At 66.8% G+C, this 20,357-nt stretch carries 16 protein-coding genes and 1 pseudogene; 6 read left to right on the top strand and 11 right to left on the bottom strand.

Annotated features, from left to right (window positions below):
• Positions 1-47: 47 nt before the first annotated feature.
• The 3 genes from NWF34_RS04360 to NWF34_RS04350 all read left to right on the top strand — a co-directional run bounded on the left by NWF34_RS04360 (position 48) and on the right by NWF34_RS04350 (position 3,512).
• The gene (locus NWF34_RS04360) at positions 48-1,241 is read left to right on the top strand and encodes a lipase family protein (protein WP_258324286.1); all 1,194 of its coding nucleotides are present in this window, start codon (positions 48-50) and stop codon (positions 1,239-1,241) included.
• Positions 1,242-1,296: 55 nt separating this feature from the next.
• On the top strand, positions 1,297-1,932 hold the full coding sequence (locus NWF34_RS04355; RefSeq protein WP_035760271.1) for a GAF domain-containing protein: 636 nt from the start codon (positions 1,297-1,299) through the stop codon (positions 1,930-1,932).
• Positions 1,933-2,030: 98 nt separating this feature from the next.
• Positions 2,031-3,512 (top strand): sugar transferase, encoded by a 1,482-nt coding sequence (locus NWF34_RS04350; RefSeq protein WP_024497716.1) that lies wholly within the window; start codon positions 2,031-2,033, stop codon positions 3,510-3,512.
• A gap of 17 nt (positions 3,513-3,529) precedes the next feature.
• Here the strand turns inward: NWF34_RS04350 and NWF34_RS04345 are convergent, their stop codons facing one another.
• Both NWF34_RS04345 and NWF34_RS04340 read right to left on the bottom strand, forming a co-directional pair.
• On the bottom strand, positions 3,530-3,670 hold the full coding sequence (locus NWF34_RS04345; protein WP_191834497.1) for a hypothetical protein: 141 nt from the start codon (positions 3,668-3,670) through the stop codon (positions 3,530-3,532).
• A 257-nt stretch (positions 3,671-3,927) separates the two neighbouring features.
• Positions 3,928-4,738 (bottom strand): annotated as a pseudogene (locus NWF34_RS04340) (HNH endonuclease).
• 145 nt (positions 4,739-4,883) lie between these two features.
• On the opposite strand from NWF34_RS04340, the gene NWF34_RS04335 reads away from it, so the two are divergent.
• A complete protein-coding gene (locus NWF34_RS04335; protein ID WP_258324285.1) occupies positions 4,884-6,275 on the top strand; it encodes an AIM24 family protein in 1,392 nt (463 codons plus the stop codon).
• Positions 6,276-6,290: 15 nt separating this feature from the next.
• Here NWF34_RS04335 and NWF34_RS04330 read toward each other — a convergent pair whose 3' ends face one another.
• Genes NWF34_RS04330 through NWF34_RS04310 form a run of 5 tightly spaced genes read right to left on the bottom strand, consistent with a single transcriptional unit; the run spans position 6,291 to position 14,063 of the window.
• Entirely contained in the window at positions 6,291-6,782 is a 492-nt protein-coding gene (locus tag NWF34_RS04330) for a hypothetical protein (protein WP_258324284.1), read from the bottom strand.
• Positions 6,779-7,636 carry a ParA family protein gene (locus tag NWF34_RS04325; protein ID WP_258324283.1) on the bottom strand — a complete coding sequence of 286 codons (858 nt, stop codon included), beginning with the start codon at positions 7,634-7,636 and terminating at the stop codon, positions 6,779-6,781. Before NWF34_RS04325 ends, NWF34_RS04330 begins: the two co-directional genes overlap by 4 nt.
• A gap of 24 nt (positions 7,637-7,660) precedes the next feature.
• Positions 7,661-10,591, bottom strand: a complete 2,931-nt coding sequence (locus NWF34_RS04320) for a Z1 domain-containing protein (RefSeq protein ID WP_096274511.1) — start codon at positions 10,589-10,591, stop codon at positions 7,661-7,663.
• On the bottom strand, positions 10,588-12,033 hold the full coding sequence (locus tag NWF34_RS04315; RefSeq protein ID WP_096275000.1) for an ATP-binding protein: 1,446 nt from the start codon (positions 12,031-12,033) through the stop codon (positions 10,588-10,590). The genes NWF34_RS04320 and NWF34_RS04315 overlap by 4 nt, the downstream gene beginning before the upstream one ends.
• Positions 12,030-14,063 (bottom strand): hypothetical protein, encoded by a 2,034-nt coding sequence (locus NWF34_RS04310; protein ID WP_096275001.1) that lies wholly within the window; start codon positions 14,061-14,063, stop codon positions 12,030-12,032. The genes NWF34_RS04315 and NWF34_RS04310 overlap by 4 nt, the downstream gene beginning before the upstream one ends.
• A 205-nt stretch (positions 14,064-14,268) precedes the next feature.
• Here NWF34_RS04310 and NWF34_RS04305 point away from each other — a divergent pair, with 205 nt between their 5' ends.
• The gene (locus NWF34_RS04305) at positions 14,269-14,724 is read left to right on the top strand and encodes an SRPBCC family protein (protein ID WP_096274513.1); all 456 of its coding nucleotides are present in this window, start codon (positions 14,269-14,271) and stop codon (positions 14,722-14,724) included.
• A gap of 378 nt (positions 14,725-15,102) precedes the next feature.
• Entirely contained in the window at positions 15,103-18,444 is a 3,342-nt protein-coding gene (locus NWF34_RS04300; protein WP_258324282.1) for a hypothetical protein, read from the top strand.
• Positions 18,445-18,764: 320 nt separating this feature from the next.
• Here the strand turns inward: NWF34_RS04300 and NWF34_RS04295 are convergent, their stop codons facing one another.
• The 4 genes from NWF34_RS04295 to rplN are packed head-to-tail and all read right to left on the bottom strand — an operon-like array spanning position 18,765 to position 20,219.
• Positions 18,765-18,950 carry a type Z 30S ribosomal protein S14 gene (locus tag NWF34_RS04295; protein WP_005197641.1) on the bottom strand — a complete coding sequence of 62 codons (186 nt, stop codon included), beginning with the start codon at positions 18,948-18,950 and terminating at the stop codon, positions 18,765-18,767.
• 1 nt (position 18,951) lies between these two features.
• On the bottom strand, positions 18,952-19,530 hold the full coding sequence (gene rplE, locus NWF34_RS04290) for a 50S ribosomal protein L5 (protein ID WP_096274515.1): 579 nt from the start codon (positions 19,528-19,530) through the stop codon (positions 18,952-18,954).
• A 1-nt stretch (position 19,531) separates the two neighbouring features.
• Positions 19,532-19,849, bottom strand: a complete 318-nt coding sequence (gene rplX / locus NWF34_RS04285) for a 50S ribosomal protein L24 (protein WP_005197643.1) — start codon at positions 19,847-19,849, stop codon at positions 19,532-19,534.
• Between the two features lies 1 nt (position 19,850).
• Positions 19,851-20,219, bottom strand: a complete 369-nt coding sequence (gene rplN / locus NWF34_RS04280) for a 50S ribosomal protein L14 (RefSeq protein ID WP_006434640.1) — start codon at positions 20,217-20,219, stop codon at positions 19,851-19,853.
• Positions 20,220-20,357 lie beyond the last annotated feature (138 nt).

The raw sequence follows: 20,357 nt of genomic DNA, 5'->3' as shown, positions 1-20,357 counted from the left end.
TCCGCTCGGGAAGATCCTCACCCCTGCGCTCGGGAACATCCTCACCGTTGCGCTCGGGAATCATCTCGACCGTCCTGTTCCTCACGACCCTGCTGGTCGCCCTCACCGGGACGTCCTGCGCCACCGATGGCTCCTCCGAGTCCGGCCCGTCCGGGAGCACGGTGCCGGAGGGGGCGTCGCCCGGCGACGTCATCGGCACGGCCTCCGACACCAGCGAGTACCGCTCACTGGCCAAGATCGCCGAGCGCGCGCTGCGTTTCCGGTATCGCTCGGAGCATCCCGTCACCGGCGAATTGGTGCCCGTGTCGGCGGCCGCATTCGTGCCCCGTGGAACGGCCCCCGCCGGCGGCTGGCCCGTCATCGCGCTCGGTCACCCGACGACCGGCGTCGCGAACGACTGCGCACCGTCGTTCTACGGCAACCTGCTCGGCACCGTCGATCTCGTCGCCACCCTCCTCGAGCAGGGATTCGTGGTCGTGCAGACCGACTACCAGGGTCTGGGCACCCCGGGTGATCACGCCTACCTCGAACCCACGGTTGCCGCACGCAACATCATCGACTCGGTGCGCGCAGTGCGCTCGATCGTCCACGACACCACCGACGACTGGTGGGGATTCGGTGTGTCCCAAGGTGCGCACGCGGTGTTCCGGGCGAACGAGATCGCCGATTCCTATGGCGACGGACTGAACCTGATGGGGACGGTCAGCATGAGTCCGGCACTCGACATCCGCCCCCTCGCCGACTCCATGGCGGCCGGCACGCTGACACCGGATCAGATCGCGTTCCTTCCGGTCATCCTGACGGGACTGAAGACGGTCCACCCGGAACTGAACATCGACGACTACCTCCGCGGTCCCATCCGCGACACGTTCCGGGTCTTCCTCGAATGCAACGACGCCGCGCGGGTGCAGAAACAGGACATCGTCGAGATCACGGAACCCCCCGACTACCGTCCGATCGACGCCGCTGCCACCGAACGACTGCGGGGGTGGCTGGGTGAGGCGAGTCTGCCGCAGGGTCGGGCGAGCGCTCCGATGCTGATCTCCTACAGCTCCGAGGACAAGGTGATCCGTCCGTCGTGGACCGCGGGCGCGATAGAGCAGGCCTGCGCTCGAGGTGATGTGATCAACACGGTGATCGTCAGGGGGCAATCGCACGGCATACTCGACGTCGGCTCGAAAACAGCAGACTGGGTGAAGGCCGTGTCGAACGGGGATCCCGTCCGGAACGACTGTCGATGACCCACCACCCGCCGTCGGGGCAAGCGCGGTGTGGCTCGCGAAGTGGAGACCTCTCATGAACACCAACCCGAACGAGGCGGACGACCGCGAAGCGGACGCGTCCGCAGATCGACTGTCGTCGGTACTGGGCGTCCCGGGCGACTCGACCATGTCGGCCATCTTCGACGCGGTTCGAGGGGCAGATGAGAAGACCGCGGCGGCATTACGCGAACTGCTGTCCGACCCGGCCCGCGTGCGAGCCATCGAGGAATCGGGGCTTCTCTCCGGTCAGCCACATCCGGCCGTCGATGACGCGATCAGCCTGACGATCAATGCGCTTGGCGTCGCCTACGCGGCACTCAACGTGGTCACCGCCGAAGGACAGACCAACGCGTCGATCGCCTGGCAGTCCGGAAAGCCGGGGCACAAGGGTACGCGGCCGCTGCTGGACTCTCTGTGCGTCTACCCCGTTGTGAGTGACGCAATGCTGGTGATCGACGACATCGCCGACCATCCGGTCCTGTCCGAGCACTCGACCGCACGCAACGGCGAGGTGGCCTCCTACCTCGGCATTCCGCTGCACGCGGGCGACGGACACGTCATCGGTACCTTCTGCGTCTGGGATACCGAACCGCACCACTGGTCGTCGACCGACATCGCCCTGCTCACCGATCTGTCGGTGGTGGTGAGGGAAGCCGTGTTCCGCGACTGAGCGCGACTCGCCGGCAAATGTGAGGCCGAGTCGCATGTTTCCGTTAGCCACCTTTACAATTGGCGGTGACCGGGGGGCCGTTCATCGATGGAGTGGACTTGGCTACCCATACCTCGGAGGTCGAGGCGCTGCCCAGGTCGGGCAGGCCTGCCGACTCCCCTGATTCTCGGCGCTCACTCGGCGACCTGGTGCGCGATGATCCGCTCAGTACCGCCATCACGGTTTCCATCGACGTCGTGACCTCGGCGATCGCCACAGCTGTCGCCATCTGGTGGATCGTCCTTCGCCAGTCCGACTATCCCCCACTCTGGACCATTGCGCTGTACCCGGTCGCCCTCGTGGGCGTCTTCGGGTTACGAAAGATCTACCGGCGCGGACTCAATCGCCGATTCCTGGACGAGGTCGGCAAGGTCATGACCGGTTGCACCGTCGCGGCGATGGTCCTGCTGTCGCTGATGCTCCTGGCCGGCCTCGACGAACGTCCGGGCGCGGCCACGACGAAGCTCTGGATCTCCGCGTTGTTCTGGGTCCCGTTCGGGCGGCTGGTCCGGGATCTCGTTCAGCGCAACCTCCGCCGCCACGGACACCTGATGGCACCGACCCTGATCATCGGCGATGGACCGGTCACCGAGCAGGTGGTCGGGCGCATGGTCGCAGCGCCGGAGCACGGCCTCAAGCCGGTCGGTGTCCTGGCCGCCGGGGCACCGCCGCGTGACCGGGACGAACGCGCGTCCCGGGTTCCTCAGCTCGGGGGTGTCGACGACCTCGACCAGGCGATCCGGGCGACGAATGCCGAAATCCTCGTGGTCGCCTTCGCGGTCACGAACGTCGAGCGATTGACCGCGTCGGTCCGCATCGCACACCGGCACGGGGTCAAGGTGTGGATCGTTCCCCGCATGTTCGACGTCATCGGCCGACGCAGCCGCGTCGACCACATCGGTGGCCTCCCGTTGATGTCGGTTCCTCACACCAATCCGCAGGGATGGCAGTTCCGGACGAAGCACATCGGCGACCGTGTGGTTGCAGCGCTGATCCTCGCCGCGATCTCGCCCGTGTTCCTGACACTCATGTTGCTGGTGCGCCTGAGTTCCCCCGGCCCGATCTTCTTCGCCCAGCCGCGTGTGGGCCGCGACGGCCGGGTCTTCGACTGTCTCAAGTTCCGTTCGATGCGACCCGAGGACCCGACGGCCGAGAAGTTCCGGCCCGCGGCCGGCAACGCCCCCGGCGGCGTCGAGGGCGTCGACCGGCGCACCAGGATCGGCAAGATCATGCGTTCGACGTCGATGGACGAGTTGCCACAGCTGCTCAACGTCGTGCGCGGAGAGATGAGTCTTGTCGGGCCCCGCCCGGAACGCCCCGAGTTCGTGTCCCTGTTCGAGGTGCAGATCCGCCGCTACGGCGAACGGCACCGGGTCAAGGCCGGCGTGACCGGCTGGGCCCAGGTGCACGGTCTCCGCGGTCAGACCTCGATCGCCGACCGCGCCGAATGGGACAACTACTACATCGAGAACTGGTCGCTGTGGCTCGACGTCAAGATCCTGCTGCTGACGGTCCTCGCAGTACTCAAGCGCGCCGAATGATGGCCGGCAGCTGATACTCAGAGGCTCGGACGCCGGGTGTCGTACGCGTCCTGGTACCTCACCCGCCGACGACCGTCGCCGGCGACGACGAGAACCGTGCGGATGATGATCGCGAGCAGGATGAGGCCGCCCACGATCGCCAGTAGAACCACGGTCATGACGACCTCCTCACCGCCGGCCACCACAGACGCGAACTGCGTTGCGGCAGCGTCGAATCACCACGGACATCGCCGTGGACGCACTGTCGGTGAACATGGTGCGGCGTCACCGCCCACGAGCGCCACTGATTTTCCGGCGCCTTCACACTGTGGAGTTGTCAAGGAACAGATGCGGTCCCGACATGTGGCGGACCCCGCTGCTGGTTGAGTACGCGAGGAGCTTGCGACGAGCCGTATCGAAGCCGGCTGCGCGAAAGTCAGGCGGCGTCGTCGAGTCGCATGGTGCGCCGCTTGTAGGCGGGTAGGGCGCGCCGTTGCGGATCGACGTCGGCGGGCGGGATGAGCCGCGGGCGGCGGTCGAAGCCCAGCATGATGTCCCAACCGTTGTGGTGGACCTGGGTGTGGCAGCGTTGACAGAGCAGACACCCGTTGTCGAGGTCGGTATCACCGTCGTCGGACCAGTGCTGGATGTGATGGACCTGCGTATGGGACGGCGGCGCACCGCATTTGATGCAGGTCTCGTCGCGCAGGATGATCGCCTTGCGCAGGTGTGCCGGGAACAGTCGTCGTTCGCGACCCATGGCCAGGGGCACGGTCTCGCCGTCTGTGAATCTCGGTGGGCGTGGCACCCGACAAGGCTTGGGTGAGGAGTTCGGTTTCGTAGATCGTCCGGTCGCCGTCGGAAAGCGCTGCAGATGAACGTCTCTCGATCACCGCGATGCCCCGGACGATGGCATCGACGACTTCACCCGAGAGACGACCATCGGCAGCGCAGGCCTCGACCTTGCTCAGCGCGCCGAGAGCGTCGGCGATCCGAGTGGTGCGAGTAGCCGCTGCGGGCGGGGAACCCCATCTCGATCAGCAGCTTCTTGGTGGTCGAACCCGCCTTTTCCGCGACGCCAAGGTCGTCGAGGTTGCTGCGTGCGTGGCGATCTGGCGATCGGCCACGTTGCGGATCAACCGCCAATACTCCAGCTGCTCGTACGTCAGACGGCCGGTGGGATCGTCGGCGGGCAGGGTGATCTCGACGAGTTGGTCAAGGACCACGTTGAGTGAAGTGGTGTCGATCCGCGGGAGCTCGCGACTCACTGGCCCCTTCACTGACGCACACCGCGTAACTCACGGTGCCGTGGGTCCTGAAACGCCGCGGGACGGCCCACAGGTGACGTCAGTCGGTATACAGGCAGTTCCCTCGCGCGTCCGACTTGGCACAATGGACGACGTGCTCACCCTGTCCGCCGGAGAGAACCGCCCGTTGCCGTCGTCGGCTGTGACGGTCTCGGTGCGTTCGGCATCGCCGGTCAACACCTCGGCGATCCTGCTCACCGATGCCGGTCGCGTCCGCTCCGACGCCGACCTGATCTTCTACAACCAGCCGGCCGGTCCGGGCGTCGGCTACCGGTCCGCCGGGGCGGTCGACATCGTCACCGTCGACACCGCCGCGCTACCCCGCGACATCACGACCGTCGTCGTGGCCGCGAGCCTGGACGGCAGCGGGCCGTCCACCTTCGCGACCGCCGGTGCGCTGACCGCGACGCTGAGCGGCGGCGGCGAGGAACTCACGTTCGCGCCCACGGGCCTCACCAGCGAGGCCGCCGTCGTCTGCCTGGAGATCTACCGCCGCAACGACACCTGGAAGGTCCGCGCCGTCGGTCAGGGCTACGACGCCGGGCTCGCGGGTCTCGTCTCGGCGTTCGGCATCGAGGTCGAGGACGACCCGGCACCACCACCCGAGCCCGGCCGGCCACCGCGGGTGACCGATCCCCAGCCGTGGCCGCCCGCCTCGCAACCACAGTCACCACCCGCGGCCGCGCCGTCACCCGTCACCCCGGCTCCGGCCACCACCCAACCCACGGGAGTCCCCATGCACAGCGATCTGTTCGCCCCGTCCCACGCCGAGGTCAGCGGCCAGGGAATCCAGAAGCAGGGCAGCAAGATGTGCCGTATCGGTCTCTCGGGTGAGGTGATGGCCCGCACCGGGTCGATGGTCGCCTACCAGGGTGACCTCAACTTCGAGGCCCTCGGCTCCGGCGGGCTGGGCCGGATGATGCGCCAGGCCATGACCGGCGAGGGTGTCCCGCTGATGAAGGTCACCGGACGCGGCGACCTGTTCCTCGCCAACGCCGCGTCGGACGTCCATCTCATCGACCTCGACGGCACCGACGGCCTGACCATCAACGGCGCGAACGTCCTGGCGTTCGACTCGACCCTGCGCTACGACATCCAGCGTGTCCAGGGGGCGGGCGCGATGAGCAACGCGGGCCTGTACAACTGCGTGTTCACCGGTCGCGGACGCATCGCCATCACCACCGACGGCACCCCGGTGGTGCTCAACGTCGACGCCGCGACCTACGCCGACCCACAGGCCGCGGTCGCCTGGTCGTCGAGTCTCCGCACCTCGGTGAAGTCCAACGACTCGTTCAACCTCGGCACCCTGATGGGGCGCAGCACCGGCGAACGTTTCACCCTCGCCTTCTCCGGTCAGGGGTTCGTCGTCGTGCAGCCGTCGGAGCTGCCGCCGGGCGGCTTCATCGGCGGCACGGGCGGCGGCGGGGCCGCGGGCTCCGGCGCCGGCGGGATGCTGGGCGGCATCCTCGGGCGCTGACCCCGGCGTCGACTCCTACCGGAAGACGCTCCCCTTGTTCTCCGACGCCTCGACCCGTTCGACGATCCAGGCAACCAGCACCTCGGCCTTCCGCTTGCGGCCGGTTTCCTTACGGGTGTCGAGTTCCTGTTCGGCGATGATGTCCCGGAGCTGCTCGATGGTCAGCTCGCCAAGCCGCGCCGCCAGGTCCTGCCCGCCGCTCTCGCGGTAGACGACGAACGGGTCGAACGCACCCGGTTGACGCGTCACCCGCTTCTTCGGCGCCGCGGCACGCTTCCGCGGCGGCGGCACCGGTGCTGCGCCGAGCACACCGTCGGGCGGACGCAGTGCGTCGACGACTCCGGTCAGCGCGGCGGCGAAGCGGGAGGACCGCTCGGCTTCCGCGACGATCACCGTGGTCAGTCCGGCGATGAGCTGTGCGGCTTGCGGATTCTTGGCGTCCAGCTGCGCGAGCGCCCCGCCGACGGCCTGGTACTCCATTCGACGGCGGGTGTCGTCGGAACTCATCGGATCTTCTCCTGCGCCTCGGTCATCACGTCCATGGCCAGCCCACGGAACTGATCGAACTGTCCTTGATTGCCGTACTTGACCCGGAGCGTCCCGTAGGGCGTGAACTCAGCAGCTGCCGCAACGGAATTCGCCTCATTGATGTAGCTGGGCAGCACATGCTGGATGGTGGGATCACGGCGCAGACGCAGGGCCGTCGACCGGTGCACGGCCGAGTTCGCCTTGTACTTGGTGATCACCACGCCGAGTTCGACGATCGTCCGGCCGATCTCGTCACCGATCTTGCGCACGCGGGTCTGGATCTGGGGAATACCGTACGTGGACAACACATCCGGGATCGTCGGGATGATGTAGGCATCCGCGGCGGCCAGACCGTTCAGCGTGACGGGTCCGATGCTCGGCGGGCAGTCGATCAGCACGTAGTCGTAGAAGTCGACCACCGGTGCGATCGCTTCACGCAGGAACTGGGTTCCGTTGCCTCGAGCGCGCCCCTCCACCCGCAGTGCACTCAGTTCCTCCTGGACCTCGATGAGATCCAGGGACGACGCCAGCAGGTCGACGGTATTCACCTTCTTCACCGGGGAGACACCCCGTTCGATCGCGTCGTTCAGCCGGAAGTACTGGGTACCGTTGATCGCGTCGGAGAACAACGTGGCCAGCGTGCGGCCATTCGTGTTCAGCTCGAACCATCGCTCCTCGCTGATCATCATGGTGGTCAGATTGATCTGCGAGTCGAGATCGATGAGCAAGACCCGCTGCCCGAACTCCGCCGCCATGAACTCGGCCAGCCCGGCGGTCACGGTCGTCTTGCCGACACCGCCTTTCAGGCTGATCGTCGCGATCACCTTCGCCATCGAGAATTCCTACCTTCCATACGGTCATGCATCGACGATTGCCCCCGCCCCTTCCTTGCGTACCGTGAACCCGACCTTCGGGGAGGGATCAGCAAGATACGGAAGCGCATACGAGAACAGGGTCGCCACGTCACGCGGATCGGCCCTGCCTCGCCTGTGCGACTTGAAGTGGCGACTCCCCTTGGGCGGATCGCTGGCGAACAGGAGGATCATCGCTCCGCGGGTGGGCGACCGGAGCGCGTCGGCCAACCGGCCGCCGACGAGCTTGCTCGGGTTGCCCGCGATGTGTTCGATCGCGTCGCGTTCGCGCACCGCGGTTCCGGTGAAACCCGTGCGATAGTCAGCCTCTTCGCGTTTGCGGTTGACGAGCGGAAGTTCCGTCGGGTAGTCGCCGATCGTCGCAGGCTTCTTCGTCTTGGGGATCGGCAGCAGGATCGCCATGTCCTCCAGCGCCCCGCGTTTCATCGCCGATTCGAAGGCCCGACGATGCGGTTCGAAGTCCCAGTTGGCATCCCACACGAACCGGGTGATCGTCTCCAGAACGACCTCGGCGTCGACAATCCCGTACCGCGCATGGAACATCCGTGACGTGGAATCCTTGTCGATGAACGAGAACTCGCCCGACTCGTCAAGGGCATCGAGCAGTGGCCGCACCGCCGCGAAATGGGTGGCGTTGTACGAGCCGTCGCCGCGGGGTGCCTGCATGGTGAAGCTGAAACTCTGGCCGCCGACGCTGCGATAGCTCAGTTCGGCGTTGTACATCTTGTTGGTCGCGGTCGGCCGCAGCCACGGCAACCGCTGGAACACCATCGGTGGTACATCGCGCGGGGTGATCATCGGCTCACCGGCCTCATTCACGCCTTTGAACCGACGGAGTTCGTCGCGGAACTCCTCCTCGTCGGCGACGACGGCCTCGAACGCCTCGTACATGTCCACGATCCGGCCGCCCGGTCCCGGCACCTCCCGGCCGATGAACAGCCGCACCAGATCTCGGTAGCCGGGGCGGAAGCCGAACCAGCGTCCCATCTGCATCAGCGTGTCGGCCTGCGCGGTTCGCCGGGTGTAGTAGGTCGTCGTGAGCCCCTCCACCGTGAACCCGCGGCTCAGCTTGGTTCCGCCGACCAAGATCTTCCACACGGGATGCTCCTGGAAGTCCAGCGGCTCCTGGATGTAGTCCTTGTCGGCCGCTCCGTTCACCACGATGACCGGGCTGACGCCCGAACCGATCCGGTCACACGCCGCGCCGATGAACACCTCGAGCTCACCGAATGACGCCGGACTTGCCGTCGACGGGTCGGCTCGCACCGCGGACACCCGACGGAAGTCGTCGTCCCACAGGTTCTCCAGCCGCGCCAATCCGTGCGGCTGGCTGTACCCGGCTCTCTTCCACACCATTTCGAAGTCGTCGGCCAGCGCCTTGTGCTCGGCCTGCTTCACCGACTCGTGGACCAGCATGGTGTGGTGGTGGAAATCCCCTGGTACACCTCGACTTTGCCGGTACAGTTTGATCGCGCCGGCCAGGACGAACGAGTCCAGCGCACGCCGCATCTCGGCGGTGCGATCCTCATCGCTCTGCGCACGTAGATCCCGGACGAACGCCTTCTCGTTGGAATTCGCGGGCGTTTTCTCGACCCCGTCGTCGAGTTGATCGGCGTCGTGGAAATCGGCTCCGCCCATGTACTTCTCGGGCCGGTCGAGACTCACGATGAAGTCGTTCGGGAAGATGTTCACCGAGTCGTCGGGATCGACGAAGACATTCGCGAACGGCGTTGCCGTGTATCCGATGTACTGGCTGCGTTTGAGGGTGTCGAGTAGACGCGAGATCTGCTCGTTGATGGCGGTCCGTTCGATCCGGCCGGCGGCGAAGTTCTTCGGATTCTGGGTGTTCACCGACGCCTGGTCGGCCTCGTCGTCGATGATGAGGGTCGGGATCTGTTCCAGAGGCGTCGGGATTCTCCCGACGTCGGCGACGAGTTTGCGCAGCACGGCAGCGTTCTTCTTGACCACCGCCACCCGGACGTTGCTCGAGTACAGGTTGACCGGATCGAAGAGCGGCCGTGAATGATCAGCGAATTCGTAGTGCAGGGTGCCGATCCCCTTGGCCAGAGCCTGGTAATCGTCGACGCGGCCGGTCAACCTGCGGATCGCCGGGGCTTCGTTGGAGTGGTTCGGGTCCAGCACATGATCGAGGAACCGACCGGCATGCCAGTCTTCGTCATTTTCGTACTCGGCGTCGTCGATGTTCTGCATGCCGATGAGTTCCATGTCGAGTCGGCGCTGAGTCTGACTGCGCAACAACTCGATCGTGCCGGTCAGCACGATGACCAGCCGGTAGCCGGCGTCGATCGCCTTTGCGATCACCCCGGTGAAATTCGCGGTCTTCCCGCTCTGGACGTGACCCACCACAAGTCCTTTGGACTGGTAGGGCTCGTCACGGGTCGGATCGGCGAGACGCTGGACGACGGCGGTGGTCGCGACGTCGAGACCGGTGATGACCTCGGGTTCCCAGCCCTTAACGGCGAGCACGCGTCGATAGGCCGACCAGTAGAAGTTCTGTGCCACACGACGTTCGGGCACATACCAGGGTTCCCATGGCTGCGGGGCGGCGATCACAGTGGGGCCGACCGCGATCGGGAACGCGGCGGTGAGCGCTTCGAAAGCGACTTCGGGAATGCCCAGGAGTGTGTAGATCAGCGTCCGACGCCCGTCGGTCTGCGGTGCGGTTGCCGCAGTCCACTCCGCGGCTCCTTCCGCGTCCCAGCGTGTGAGCGACGATCGGACGGCCGACCGCACCGCCGAAGCCCGGTCGTCGACGATGATGTCGATCAGGGCTTCCATCGTGACCGGACCTCCGCCGGCGTCCAGGACACGTCCGGCCACGGCACCGAGGAAGCGAGCCGGAGCGAGATCGGTCTTGAACTCGCGCACCAGAGCGTCGATCACCACGTCGATCACTCGTCACCCCCATCCTCTGCAGCCAGTGCAGCGATCAGCACCCGTTGCCAGGCGTCGATCTGCTCGACCTGCCTGGCACTGTGCCGCACCGCGTCGAACATGTCCTGTGCCAGCAGGAACACCAAGGTCCGCAATACCGGGAGGTCAGCGCCGTTCGAACGTCGGCGGCCGCCCAGCTTCCTGCGGAGACGCGCATTCAGCCACAGTGCACGGGATTCGAGATCGATTTCGAAGAAGCGATCCTGCGGCAGTACCCGCCATCCGATCTGGACGGGTTCTGCGGTCTCCACGAAGGTGAAGGTGTCCGCGAACTCGTCTGCCACCTCATCGGGCAGCCCGGTCCCCGGTTCGACCACGGTGATCGGACGACGCTGAACCCGCCGCGCGGCGACGGCGGTCGCCGCCGCGTCGTCGAGGTAGTTGCCCAATGCGTCGTGAAGCGCCGTGGCGAGTGTGGCGTCGAGCGTCACCCCGGCCTTCTCCGGATTGATCGTGATGTGTTCGGCCAGAAGGGGGTCGATGTCTATCGCAACCCGCGCCAGCGCCCACTCGGGTCGTGGACGCAACACGCCCAGCCATCCACCGGCCTGTAACAGTCGGCCATTGCGATACACGAAGAACCCCTGGGAATCCCGGCCGGGTCGCCCATCGAGTTTGTAGTCGGGCGAGGTACTGCGTGCGGGCCAGATGTGTGCGGTCACCACGTCGCTGCCGAGAACGGACACGGACTTCGGATAGCCCGTGCCGCCACTGGTGCGATAACCGAACGGGTCGACCGGCCGCACCGACCTTGGTACACCGGCCCGCCCGGCCAACTCGTCGGCGACATCGACGGTGATGGTGAGGCCGTCGGCGATCAGACGGTGGAACACCAGGCCTAGCCACGCCTGCAGATCGGCGACCGTGACCTCCAGCCAGGCACCCTGTTCCTCGGTGGCGACGCCGTTGGGAAAGGTCCGAATCCCGCGCCATTCGACGATGGTTCCCGACCGGAACGGGAACCGCGGTGCGGCCGTGTCGATCACCCTGGCCGCGTCGGCATCGTCGACGACATCGAGCCGGGGCGCATCGTGGCGAGCCTCGACGGTGAGCCGCCGGCCGACCGGATCACCCTGTACGGCATGCGAATACACCGTGACCTGGTCCGCCTGGCTGAGGGATGCGGCTTTCAGACCGACTCCGAAGTGGCCTTGTTCGTCCCCGCGGTAGGCACGCTGGGTGCCGTACCGCATGGCGGCGTCGATGGTGACCGGATCCATGCCGAGTCCGTCGTCGACGATCCGCAGTCCGCTGACCCGTTGTCCGGACTGCAGGAACCGCACCAGCACATGCTGCGCCCCGGCATCCACGCTGTTGTCGATCAGATCGGCCACTGCCGTGAGCAGGGTGTGGTGCAGCCCGAGCGCGCGGATGGTCGGGGTTTCCGCCGATTCTGCGGTCATCGAACGGCCACCGTCCACGCAGACTCCAGCAGAGTGGCGACCGCGTCGTCCCGTGCCTGGTAGCGACTGAGGATTCGGCGGGGTTTGGCGGAGGCCTCCATCCCGATCGCGCTCGCGAGCAACGGAACCGCCTCGTTGTCGGACACGGTGTCCGGCTGCGCGACACCGACGAGTGCCAGCGCACCCCGGACGGGGTCTTCGAGCGTCGCGACGCAGGGAACAACCCCGAATCCACCGGTGGCCGAGTAAGTGAGGAACACGTAGTCCGTGGGCGCGACCTGTTCCTCCACCAGAAACCGCCGGATGGTCCCGCACGTCGGGTTGATTCCGGTCCACCGGATCATCTGTGGACCGAGCGGACTTCGCAGCTCACGCGTCTCACCCCTGTTGCAGCCGAATGCCTGTGCCACGCCAACCGGAATCGTGAAGCCCGATCCGCGCAGGTGCTCGGTGGTGACCCGCATCCGGAAGCACCAGGTGTCGCCGATTCGGTAGAGGCGTCGCGTGGGACGGACGGAGTCCATGCCGGCGACTCCGTCGACAGCACCGGGTTCACCTGCGACGTCGAGGAGGGCGGGCCGCCTGGGCACGGACCCCACGCCGCCGGCAGCGATTTCCCGTCCGGCCAGACGCCACAGCCCGGAAGCGGTGGTCTCGAACCGTTCGTCGTCGGAGAGCCGGCGGGCGACGTACTGTTCGGAACGATCGGTGTCGACCAGGTCGACCAGTGTGCGGATGTCGACGGGTCCGCCGACCACCTCCAGGACTGCTGCGGCATGGTCGACGAGGCGTCGGGTGGACAGCAGCACATGGTCGTCGAGGACCGGGATCCCGCAGTACTCCAACCACTGTCGTGTCTCGTCGGGCGTCAGCTGCAGCGTTTCGGCGGCATCGTCGACAGGGACGACCCCGTTGCCGGATTCGAACTGCTCGAGCATGACGATCGTGCGCCCGGTGGCCGAACGGAGGTCCGGTGCGATCGCCCACGGCCCGGTGACCTCGAATCCGTCGTCGAGCCGATCGAGCGCCAGCCACAACGGCACGCCCAGTGACGGGACCTCGGTCCGGAGCACGGGCTGCATCTCGAGCAGCCTGATCAACGGGGTCACCGGCCGGATCTGCCCTCGCATGCTCGCCAACAGACCGCCGGCCGTGGTCTCGTACTCACAGGCCGAGGCCAGGTCCTGCCTGAGCTTCGCCACGATCCCCGAAGCACGACTCTTGCTCACGTGCAGCCGTACGCTCAGCTCGCCGATCGTGATCGGGTCGGTGGCCATCACGAAGGCGGTGAGGGCAAGGGTCTCGCGCTCGTCGAGTTGCTCGATCAGGTTCTCGAGTTCGTCGACCGGATTCGACTCAACCGTGCGCGCGAAGTCCCGCCCGGTGATCGCCGAGATACGCGCAGCGACCTCCTGCACCTGCTCGGGCGTCTCGTCCTCGATGTCGATGCGGATCAGGGGTGCGTCCTGCGCACCGCGGAGCCCACGCCATCGCGCCAGTACCCGCAGGTCGTCGACGAGTTGGGTGACGACGGGATCGACGGTGTTCTCGTCCTCGGGCAGACCGTCCTCGGGGTCGACCAGGATCGAGGCACCCAGGACGCCGGTGGCGACGTCCTGCACGGTCTCTGGACTCGTGCCCCTGAGGTCGAACAACGACCCGACGGTCGTCGACAACAAGCCCTCCACCCGGTCCCGGTCGGTGAGTCTCCGCACGACGGTCTCGGCTCGCGGACCCAGACGCAGTGCGACGAGGCTCGCCGACGGGTCGATCCCCGGCGCGAGTTCGCCGAAGGTCGCGGTTCGGTGCCGACGGACGGCCAGACGTGCCAGGCCGGCGACCAGTTCGTCGAGTGAGGTGTCCGCCGCGGTCTCGCGCGGGGAATCGGCGATCCACCAGTCAGGGACGTTCGGCACGAGGGCTTCGAGGTGCGCAGCGTCCGATGACTCGTAGGTGTCGAGCCACGGAAACAGGTCGACCCAGGTGGTTCCGCGCAACGCGGCCGCGCCGATCTCCGAAAACGCGAACATCACCTTCGAGCTCCAACATTCCGCCACCACACACTGCGGTGATGATCCCGTCGTCGGAGCATATCCAATGCCCGCGATCACGCACGACGAGCGGGTGTGGAGCTGTCCCGATTCCCACCATCCTCGCTGCGGTATCCGTCGCGAAAATGCGCGCCATATCCCAACTTTCGCTACGGATTCCGGGGTCACGGGTAACGTCGCGCCCATGCCCGTTGCCTCCGCCTCCGTCGTGATCAAGCAGTCGGTCGAGACCGTCTGGGAGTATTGCCTGGTCCCCGAGCACGTCGCGGCACTCACTCCGGGTGTCGTCGGCATCGTGCCGGTGTCGGACGGGCCCATCCGTGTCGGCACCACGTGGAAGGGCCAGATGAAAGCGCTGGGGCGCACGGTCGGCTGGGTCGGCGAGTTCATCCGCGTCGACCCCGCTGAGGCGACCGAGTTCACCTCCACGGAGTCGCCCGTCGGGTTCACCATCTCCGCCACCTTCGATGACGCGCTGGACGGAGTCCGACTCACCTACCGTGTCCACAACGATGGTGTCGGCGGCGGAGCCATCGGCCGGGTCGCCGACGCGCTCGCCATCCGTGCTTTTCAGCGCTCGTTGTCGGCCAGCGCCCGAGAGCTGCCGCGCCTCGTCGACAACTGGGCGGCAAGACGCTGATCTCTGTCGCGAGACCATCCGGACGACACGATTCGGGTGTCGTCCGCTCGGACGGTTTTCGTGTCGCACGCCGGAGCGATCGGAGGTCGCATCAACGGTCACGTCGCCGGTCGTCGAACTGAGCCGTGGCCCCGCCGAGCACCGGAAGCACTGCACCACAGCACAACCCGGATGGCCCCCGTTCGGGGGACGCCGCGAGCCCGGCGGCGGGTCCATCACACGCGGGACTCCGACCAGGTGAATCGTTCGCGGAACTGTTCGTGACCGCCGCCGCGAACGACTACCGTCAGAGACGTCGGCTGGGTCCGCGGTGGTGATCTGTTCACCCATCGTCGTTCACAGCGATATGTGCTGCTTCGTATCGAAGGTCTCCCGAAGATGACCATGACCACTGCGCGACCCCGCCGCGTCCGGGTGCTCGCGGTCGCAGCTGCCGTGGGTCTGGCGCTCTGCTTCGGCGGGCAGGCACCCGCGACGGCCGAACCGAGCGACTCCGGCGGCGGCTCGCACAGCGTGGACGCCCCTGGTTCCGGAGGGGACTCGAGCAGCGGTGGCGAGTCGGGCAGTGGTGACTCGGCCGGCAGCGCCTCCGGCGGTAGCGGCGCGGGGGGCGGTGGAGACTCCACCGGCAGCGGTTCGGGCGGCACCAGATCCGGCGGCGACTCCAGCAGCGGCGACTCCGGCGGTGGCTCCGCCGACAGCACACCCGACCCCGGGTCGAGCACGGATTCCGATGCCGGCGATTCCCCAGCGGAACCCTCGAGCTCCCTCTCGGAGAACGACGTCGTCCCGGTGGACCCCACCCCACCATCCGAGACCGAGGGGTCCAGCGCGGGCGAGCCCAGCGCGCCACCTGCCGTCGAGGTGACCGAGCCCGACCCGGAACCCTCCTCCGACCCCGCCCCGAACACCGCAGTCGCGGACGTCGACGTCGACATCCACCGAAATCCGGTGCCGGACCAACCCGACGACGCCGACCGCGACGGCGCCGACGGCACTCCGCCGCCCGGAGCCGAACGCCGGCCCGGGGACTCTCCGCTTGCCGCACGATCGGCCGGGGCCACCGGATCACAGTTCGATCGTCGCGTGTCGCCCTCCGGCGACCCGCCTCCGTGGGCCCCCATGCTCAAGACCTCCACCCCGCCGGTCGCCGTGGCCCCGCAGCCGTACAAGACCGGCGCCTTCGGGCTCCTGACGTTCCTGGGGATCCACATCCTCGGAGGAGGAAGCACCGGCGCAGTCAGCCCGGCACCGTGGACCCTCCTGTGGTGGATACGGCGTTTCGGCACCCCCGGCCCGGTCGCCACCGCCGAATCTCCCCTCACCCCCTACACAACCGGCCTGGTGACAACCGATCCCGACCAGTTCCTCGGCTCGGCCGAGGGGTCGGGAACGAACAGTCCCGTCCCACAGTCCGCGCTCGTCGGCGGTCTCGTCTTCGGTTCCGCGCTCCTCACCAGAAAGCGCATGGCGGCCGCGGTGACGGTCACGGCGAACGACCCTGCGTCGACGATCCCGGTACCACGCCACACTCATGCAAAGACGGTGGCAGCACCCGCTCCCTCCGGCGTCCTGCACGGTTCCTTGCGGTTCACCGATCCGGACGGAAACCCGATCCCGACGACGCTGCACGGCGTGACACGGACGAGCGACCAGACCTTCCTCACCGCGAGCGGCAGCGTGCTCGCCTACGACGCGTCGACCGGCACGTACACCTACACGCCCGGCCTGCCGGCCCGCGTTGCAGCAGCCGCACCGGATGCCCCGGAATCCGCTCGCTTCGACTCCGTGGTGATCACGGCGGCCGACGGCCGGGGCGGTACGACACCGATCACCGTCGCCCTGCCGATCACGAGTCCGTACACCCTCGGGCAGGTGACGGTACCCGGCTGTCAGATCGACGACGTGGTCATCGGCCACGACGACGCCGCGTTCGTGACCACCCGACGCGGCGACGGTTGCACCCAGGTCTCCGTGGTCCGGCCGAAGACCATGACGGTGGCAACGGTCCCCATCGCGGGGTCGCCGGCGGAGCCGAACCGTGGCGTCGTCCTCGGCCCCGACGGCCGCGCCCATCAGCTCACAGAACTCGCGGAGATCGCCGACGAGACCCTCAGAACATCGGTGCGCGTCACTCGAGTGGATCCGTCCGGCGCCGCGTCGACCACCCGACCGATCCTCGGCCAACCCGCAGATCACCTACTGTTCGACGGCGCCGGCGTGGGCTACCTGCTGACCACGTGGTCCGACGACGACGGCCGGGCCTACACTTACCTGACCGCCCTGGACCACGACGGCACCGCCTTTACGTTCCCGCGTATCCCCGGCGCCGGCAGCCGCCTCTTCCTGTCCTCGTCGGGAAAGGTGTTCGTCTCGACGTCGGATGCCGATGGAACCAGTCTCTACGAGGCCGGCCTTGCTGGACTCTCGCCCATCGGGCCGGTGTTCGACGGCGAGGGCGGCGACATCTGGGCGCGGCGCGGGGACACGCTGTACTTCGTGCGCCATCACGGCGATCACGTCGGCCGGCCGGTCGCCACCCTCGCGATCCGCGACCTCGGGGGTTCGATGACCACCGTCTGGGAGATCCCCGGGCTCGTGTCCTCCGTGGTGCCGACCGATGCCGCCGTGTATGTGGTCTCACGGTCTCCCGAATCGGTTCATGTCACCGCAGTCCGTTCCGAGGGTCAGATCTCGACGGTCGATCTCGCCGGCACCGACGACGGCGGCGCCGTTGCCGGACCCGGCGACCACCTCTTCCTCGCGCTGACGGACCCCTCAACCGGGATGAGCACCGTCGTCGGGATCTCACCGGACGGCGTCGCGAAGATGGTCGCATCGGGAATCGGGCAGGCGTCCGTCCGGGCAGGCGAGTCCGGCGCAGTCTTGCTGACGGCGACGACCACCACGCCGGCGGGCGAGGACACCACGACGGTCACCCTCATCCGCGGTGACGGCATCGTGGACGACGGGTACGTCGTCCACGGGACCCCGGTCTCGGTCCACTTCGACCGGACCGGCGCCGCGCATATCCCGATGCTCGCCACCGACCCGGTCAGCGGGGCCCCGCTCATCTCCCTCGCGGTGATACGTCCGGACGCCACGACCGTGGTGTCCCCACCGGTCTTCGGGGAGCCGGCCGGCACCCCGGCGATCGCCCACGACGGCCGGACATATCTGCCGCTGACCCGCTTCTGTCCCCAAACCCGGCGACCGACAACGACTCTGGTCGTTTTCCACACCGACGGTTCGGTCGTCGAGGCCGGGGAGTTCCACGGCCATTCGACGCACGGCCCGGTCATCTCACCCGATGGCGACGTCATCCTTCTCACGCACGACGCCGGTACCACGACGATCCGTCCGATCAGGACGACCGCCCACAACAGTCACAGCGTCGAGAACCCGGCCCCCGCCTTGGTTTTCGAACTCAGACCTACCATCTCGGCCATCAACCCGAAAACGGGCGCCGTGTCGGGTTCGGTGGCCGAGACGACCGGCCAGACCTGCGCTCTCCGTTATCTGACCACCGACTCCCAGGTGATACTCGATTCCGGCAGCGGCACATTCGTTTTCACGCCTACCTCAGCGCAGCGCCACTGGACCACGGGGTCGGCCTCACACGATTTCGCCGTTCTGGTCTCCGATGCGTCGGGGTCATCCACGGTGATCTCGGTGAGCGTCCCGATCATGCCTGCGACCACCCTCGATCCACTCGATTAGACTGCGCGGCAACGACTTCGACGCACCGAAACGGATGAGCACACATCCACAAGACGCACTCGAATCTGGAGGAGACCTCCGACGGCGTCCGTATGACCAATCACGTCGAGTCCAACGGTTTCGGCGGTGTCTTCGGCAAGATGGCCGACCCGATCGTCATGCGCATCTAGCAGCGCCCACTCACCGCATCGATCGAGAGCGTCCCTGATCTCATCGAGGAGTGGCTGGCCCGGAAAGGTTGACCACAGGCACGAAACGGCCCCGATCTCCGCCAGACGGAGATCGGGGCCGTTCGTCAAAGCGTCAGCCTCGGGGAAAAGTCACCAGCTGGACTTCTGCACGCCCGGGAGCTCGCCCGCGTGCGCCATCTCGCGCAGGCAGATTCGGCACAGGCCGAACTTGCGGAACACCGAGTGCGGACGGCCGCACTTGTTGCACCGGGTGTAGCCCCGCACGGCGAACTTGGGCTTCTTGTTGGCCTTGTTGACCAGAGCCTTCTTTGCCATGTCAGTTGTCCTTAACGTTGTTGTCCTTGAACGGGAAGCCCAGGGCACGAAGCAGTGCGCGGCCTTCCTCGTCCGTGCGGGCAGACGTCACGACGGTGATGTCCATACCCCGCGGGCGGTCGATGTTGTCGATGTTGATCTCGTGGAACATCGACTGCTCGTTCAGACCGAACGTGTAGTTGCCGTTGCCGTCGAACTGCTGGTCCGACAGACCGCGGAAGTCGCGGATACGCGGGAGGGCGATGGACACGAGGCGGTCCAGGAACTCCCACATGCGGTCGCCGCGCAGGGTCGCGCGGGCACCGATCGGCATGCCCTCACGCAGCTTGAACTGCGCGATGGACTTGCGAGCGCGGCGGATCTCCGGACGCTGACCGGTGATCTTGGCCAGGTCCTCGACAGCGCCGTTGATCAGCTTCGCGTCACGGGCGGCGTCGCCGACGCCCATGTTCACGACGACCTTCACGACGCCGGGGATCAGCATCACGTTGGAGTATTCGAACTCTTTGTTCAGCGCATCCTTGATCTCCTCGCGGTAGCGAGTCTTCAAGCGCGGCTGGATCTTCTCAGTAGTGGTCATCTCAGATGTCCTTCCCGCTCTTGCGCGAGATCCGGACCTTCTTGCCGGTCTCTTCGTCGACGCGGTAGCCGACGCGGGTCGGGTTGCCGTCGGAATCGACGACCATCACGTTCGAGACGTGGATCGAGGCTTCCTGGGTCACGATGCCGCCGGAGGAGGCACCGCGCTCGTTGGCCGATGCGGCGGTGTGCTTCTTGATTCGGTTGACGCCCTCGACGAGGACACGCTGGGTCTTCGGGAAGGCCTGGATGACCTTGCCCTTGGCTCCCTTGTCCTTGCCCGAGATGACGATCACGGTGTCACCCTTGTGCACCTTCATGTCAGATCACCTCCGGTGCCAGCGACACGATCTTCATGAACTTCTTCTCTCGCAGCTCGCGGCCGACCGGGCCGAAGATGCGGGTACCGCGGGGGTCGCTCTCACCCTTGAGGATGACGGCGGCATTCTCGTCGAAGCGGATGTAGCTGCCATCCGCACGACGGCGCTCCTTGGTGGTGCGCACGATGACGGCCTTGACGACCTCACCCTTCTTGATGTTGCCGCCGGGGATGGCGTCCTTGACAGTGGCGACGATCACGTCACCAATGCCGGCGTAGCGCCGCGAGGAACCGCCGAGCACGCGGATGCACAAGATTTCCTTGGCACCGGTGTTGTCGGCGACCCGCAGGCGAGATTCCTGCTGAATCACTCGTTAGTCTCCTTGACCTGGCTTCTTATGTACGGCGGATTTCCGACCCGACGCACACGGTCCGCTGCCACCGAACACACGCCTGCCTGGGGTTTTCCACCAGGCTGTGACACCTGGACGGATCGCCCAGTGGGTTCG

This window comes from Gordonia sp. GONU, assembly GCF_024733855.1.
Taxonomy (GTDB): Bacteria; Actinomycetota; Actinomycetes; order Mycobacteriales; family Mycobacteriaceae; genus Gordonia; species Gordonia amicalis.
Note: the sequence above shows the minus strand (reverse complement) of the source record. Positions and strands in the feature narration are given on the sequence as shown.

Coding starts and splice junctions, on each gene's coding strand:
- NWF34_RS04355 (WP_035760271.1), top strand. CDS start 1,297: ATGAACACCAACCCGAACGAGGCGGACGACCGCGAAGCGGACGCGTCC.
- NWF34_RS04345 (WP_191834497.1), bottom strand. CDS start 3,670: ATGACCGTGGTTCTACTGGCGATCGTGGGCGGCCTCATCCTGCTCGCG.
- NWF34_RS04335 (WP_258324285.1), top strand. CDS start 4,884: ATGGACGACGTGCTCACCCTGTCCGCCGGAGAGAACCGCCCGTTGCCG.
- NWF34_RS04330 (WP_258324284.1), bottom strand. CDS start 6,782: ATGAGTTCCGACGACACCCGCCGTCGAATGGAGTACCAGGCCGTCGGC.
- NWF34_RS04325 (WP_258324283.1), bottom strand. CDS start 7,636: ATGGCGAAGGTGATCGCGACGATCAGCCTGAAAGGCGGTGTCGGCAAG.
- NWF34_RS04315 (WP_096275000.1), bottom strand. CDS start 12,033: ATGACCGCAGAATCGGCGGAAACCCCGACCATCCGCGCGCTCGGGCTG.
- NWF34_RS04310 (WP_096275001.1), bottom strand. CDS start 14,063: ATGTTCGCGTTTTCGGAGATCGGCGCGGCCGCGTTGCGCGGAACCACC.
- NWF34_RS04305 (WP_096274513.1), top strand. CDS start 14,269: ATGCCCGTTGCCTCCGCCTCCGTCGTGATCAAGCAGTCGGTCGAGACC.
- NWF34_RS04300 (WP_258324282.1), top strand. CDS start 15,103: ATGACCATGACCACTGCGCGACCCCGCCGCGTCCGGGTGCTCGCGGTC.
- NWF34_RS04295 (WP_005197641.1), bottom strand. CDS start 18,950: ATGGCAAAGAAGGCTCTGGTCAACAAGGCCAACAAGAAGCCCAAGTTC.
- rplE (WP_096274515.1), bottom strand. CDS start 19,530: ATGACCACTACTGAGAAGATCCAGCCGCGCTTGAAGACTCGCTACCGC.
- rplX (WP_005197643.1), bottom strand. CDS start 19,849: ATGAAGGTGCACAAGGGTGACACCGTGATCGTCATCTCGGGCAAGGAC.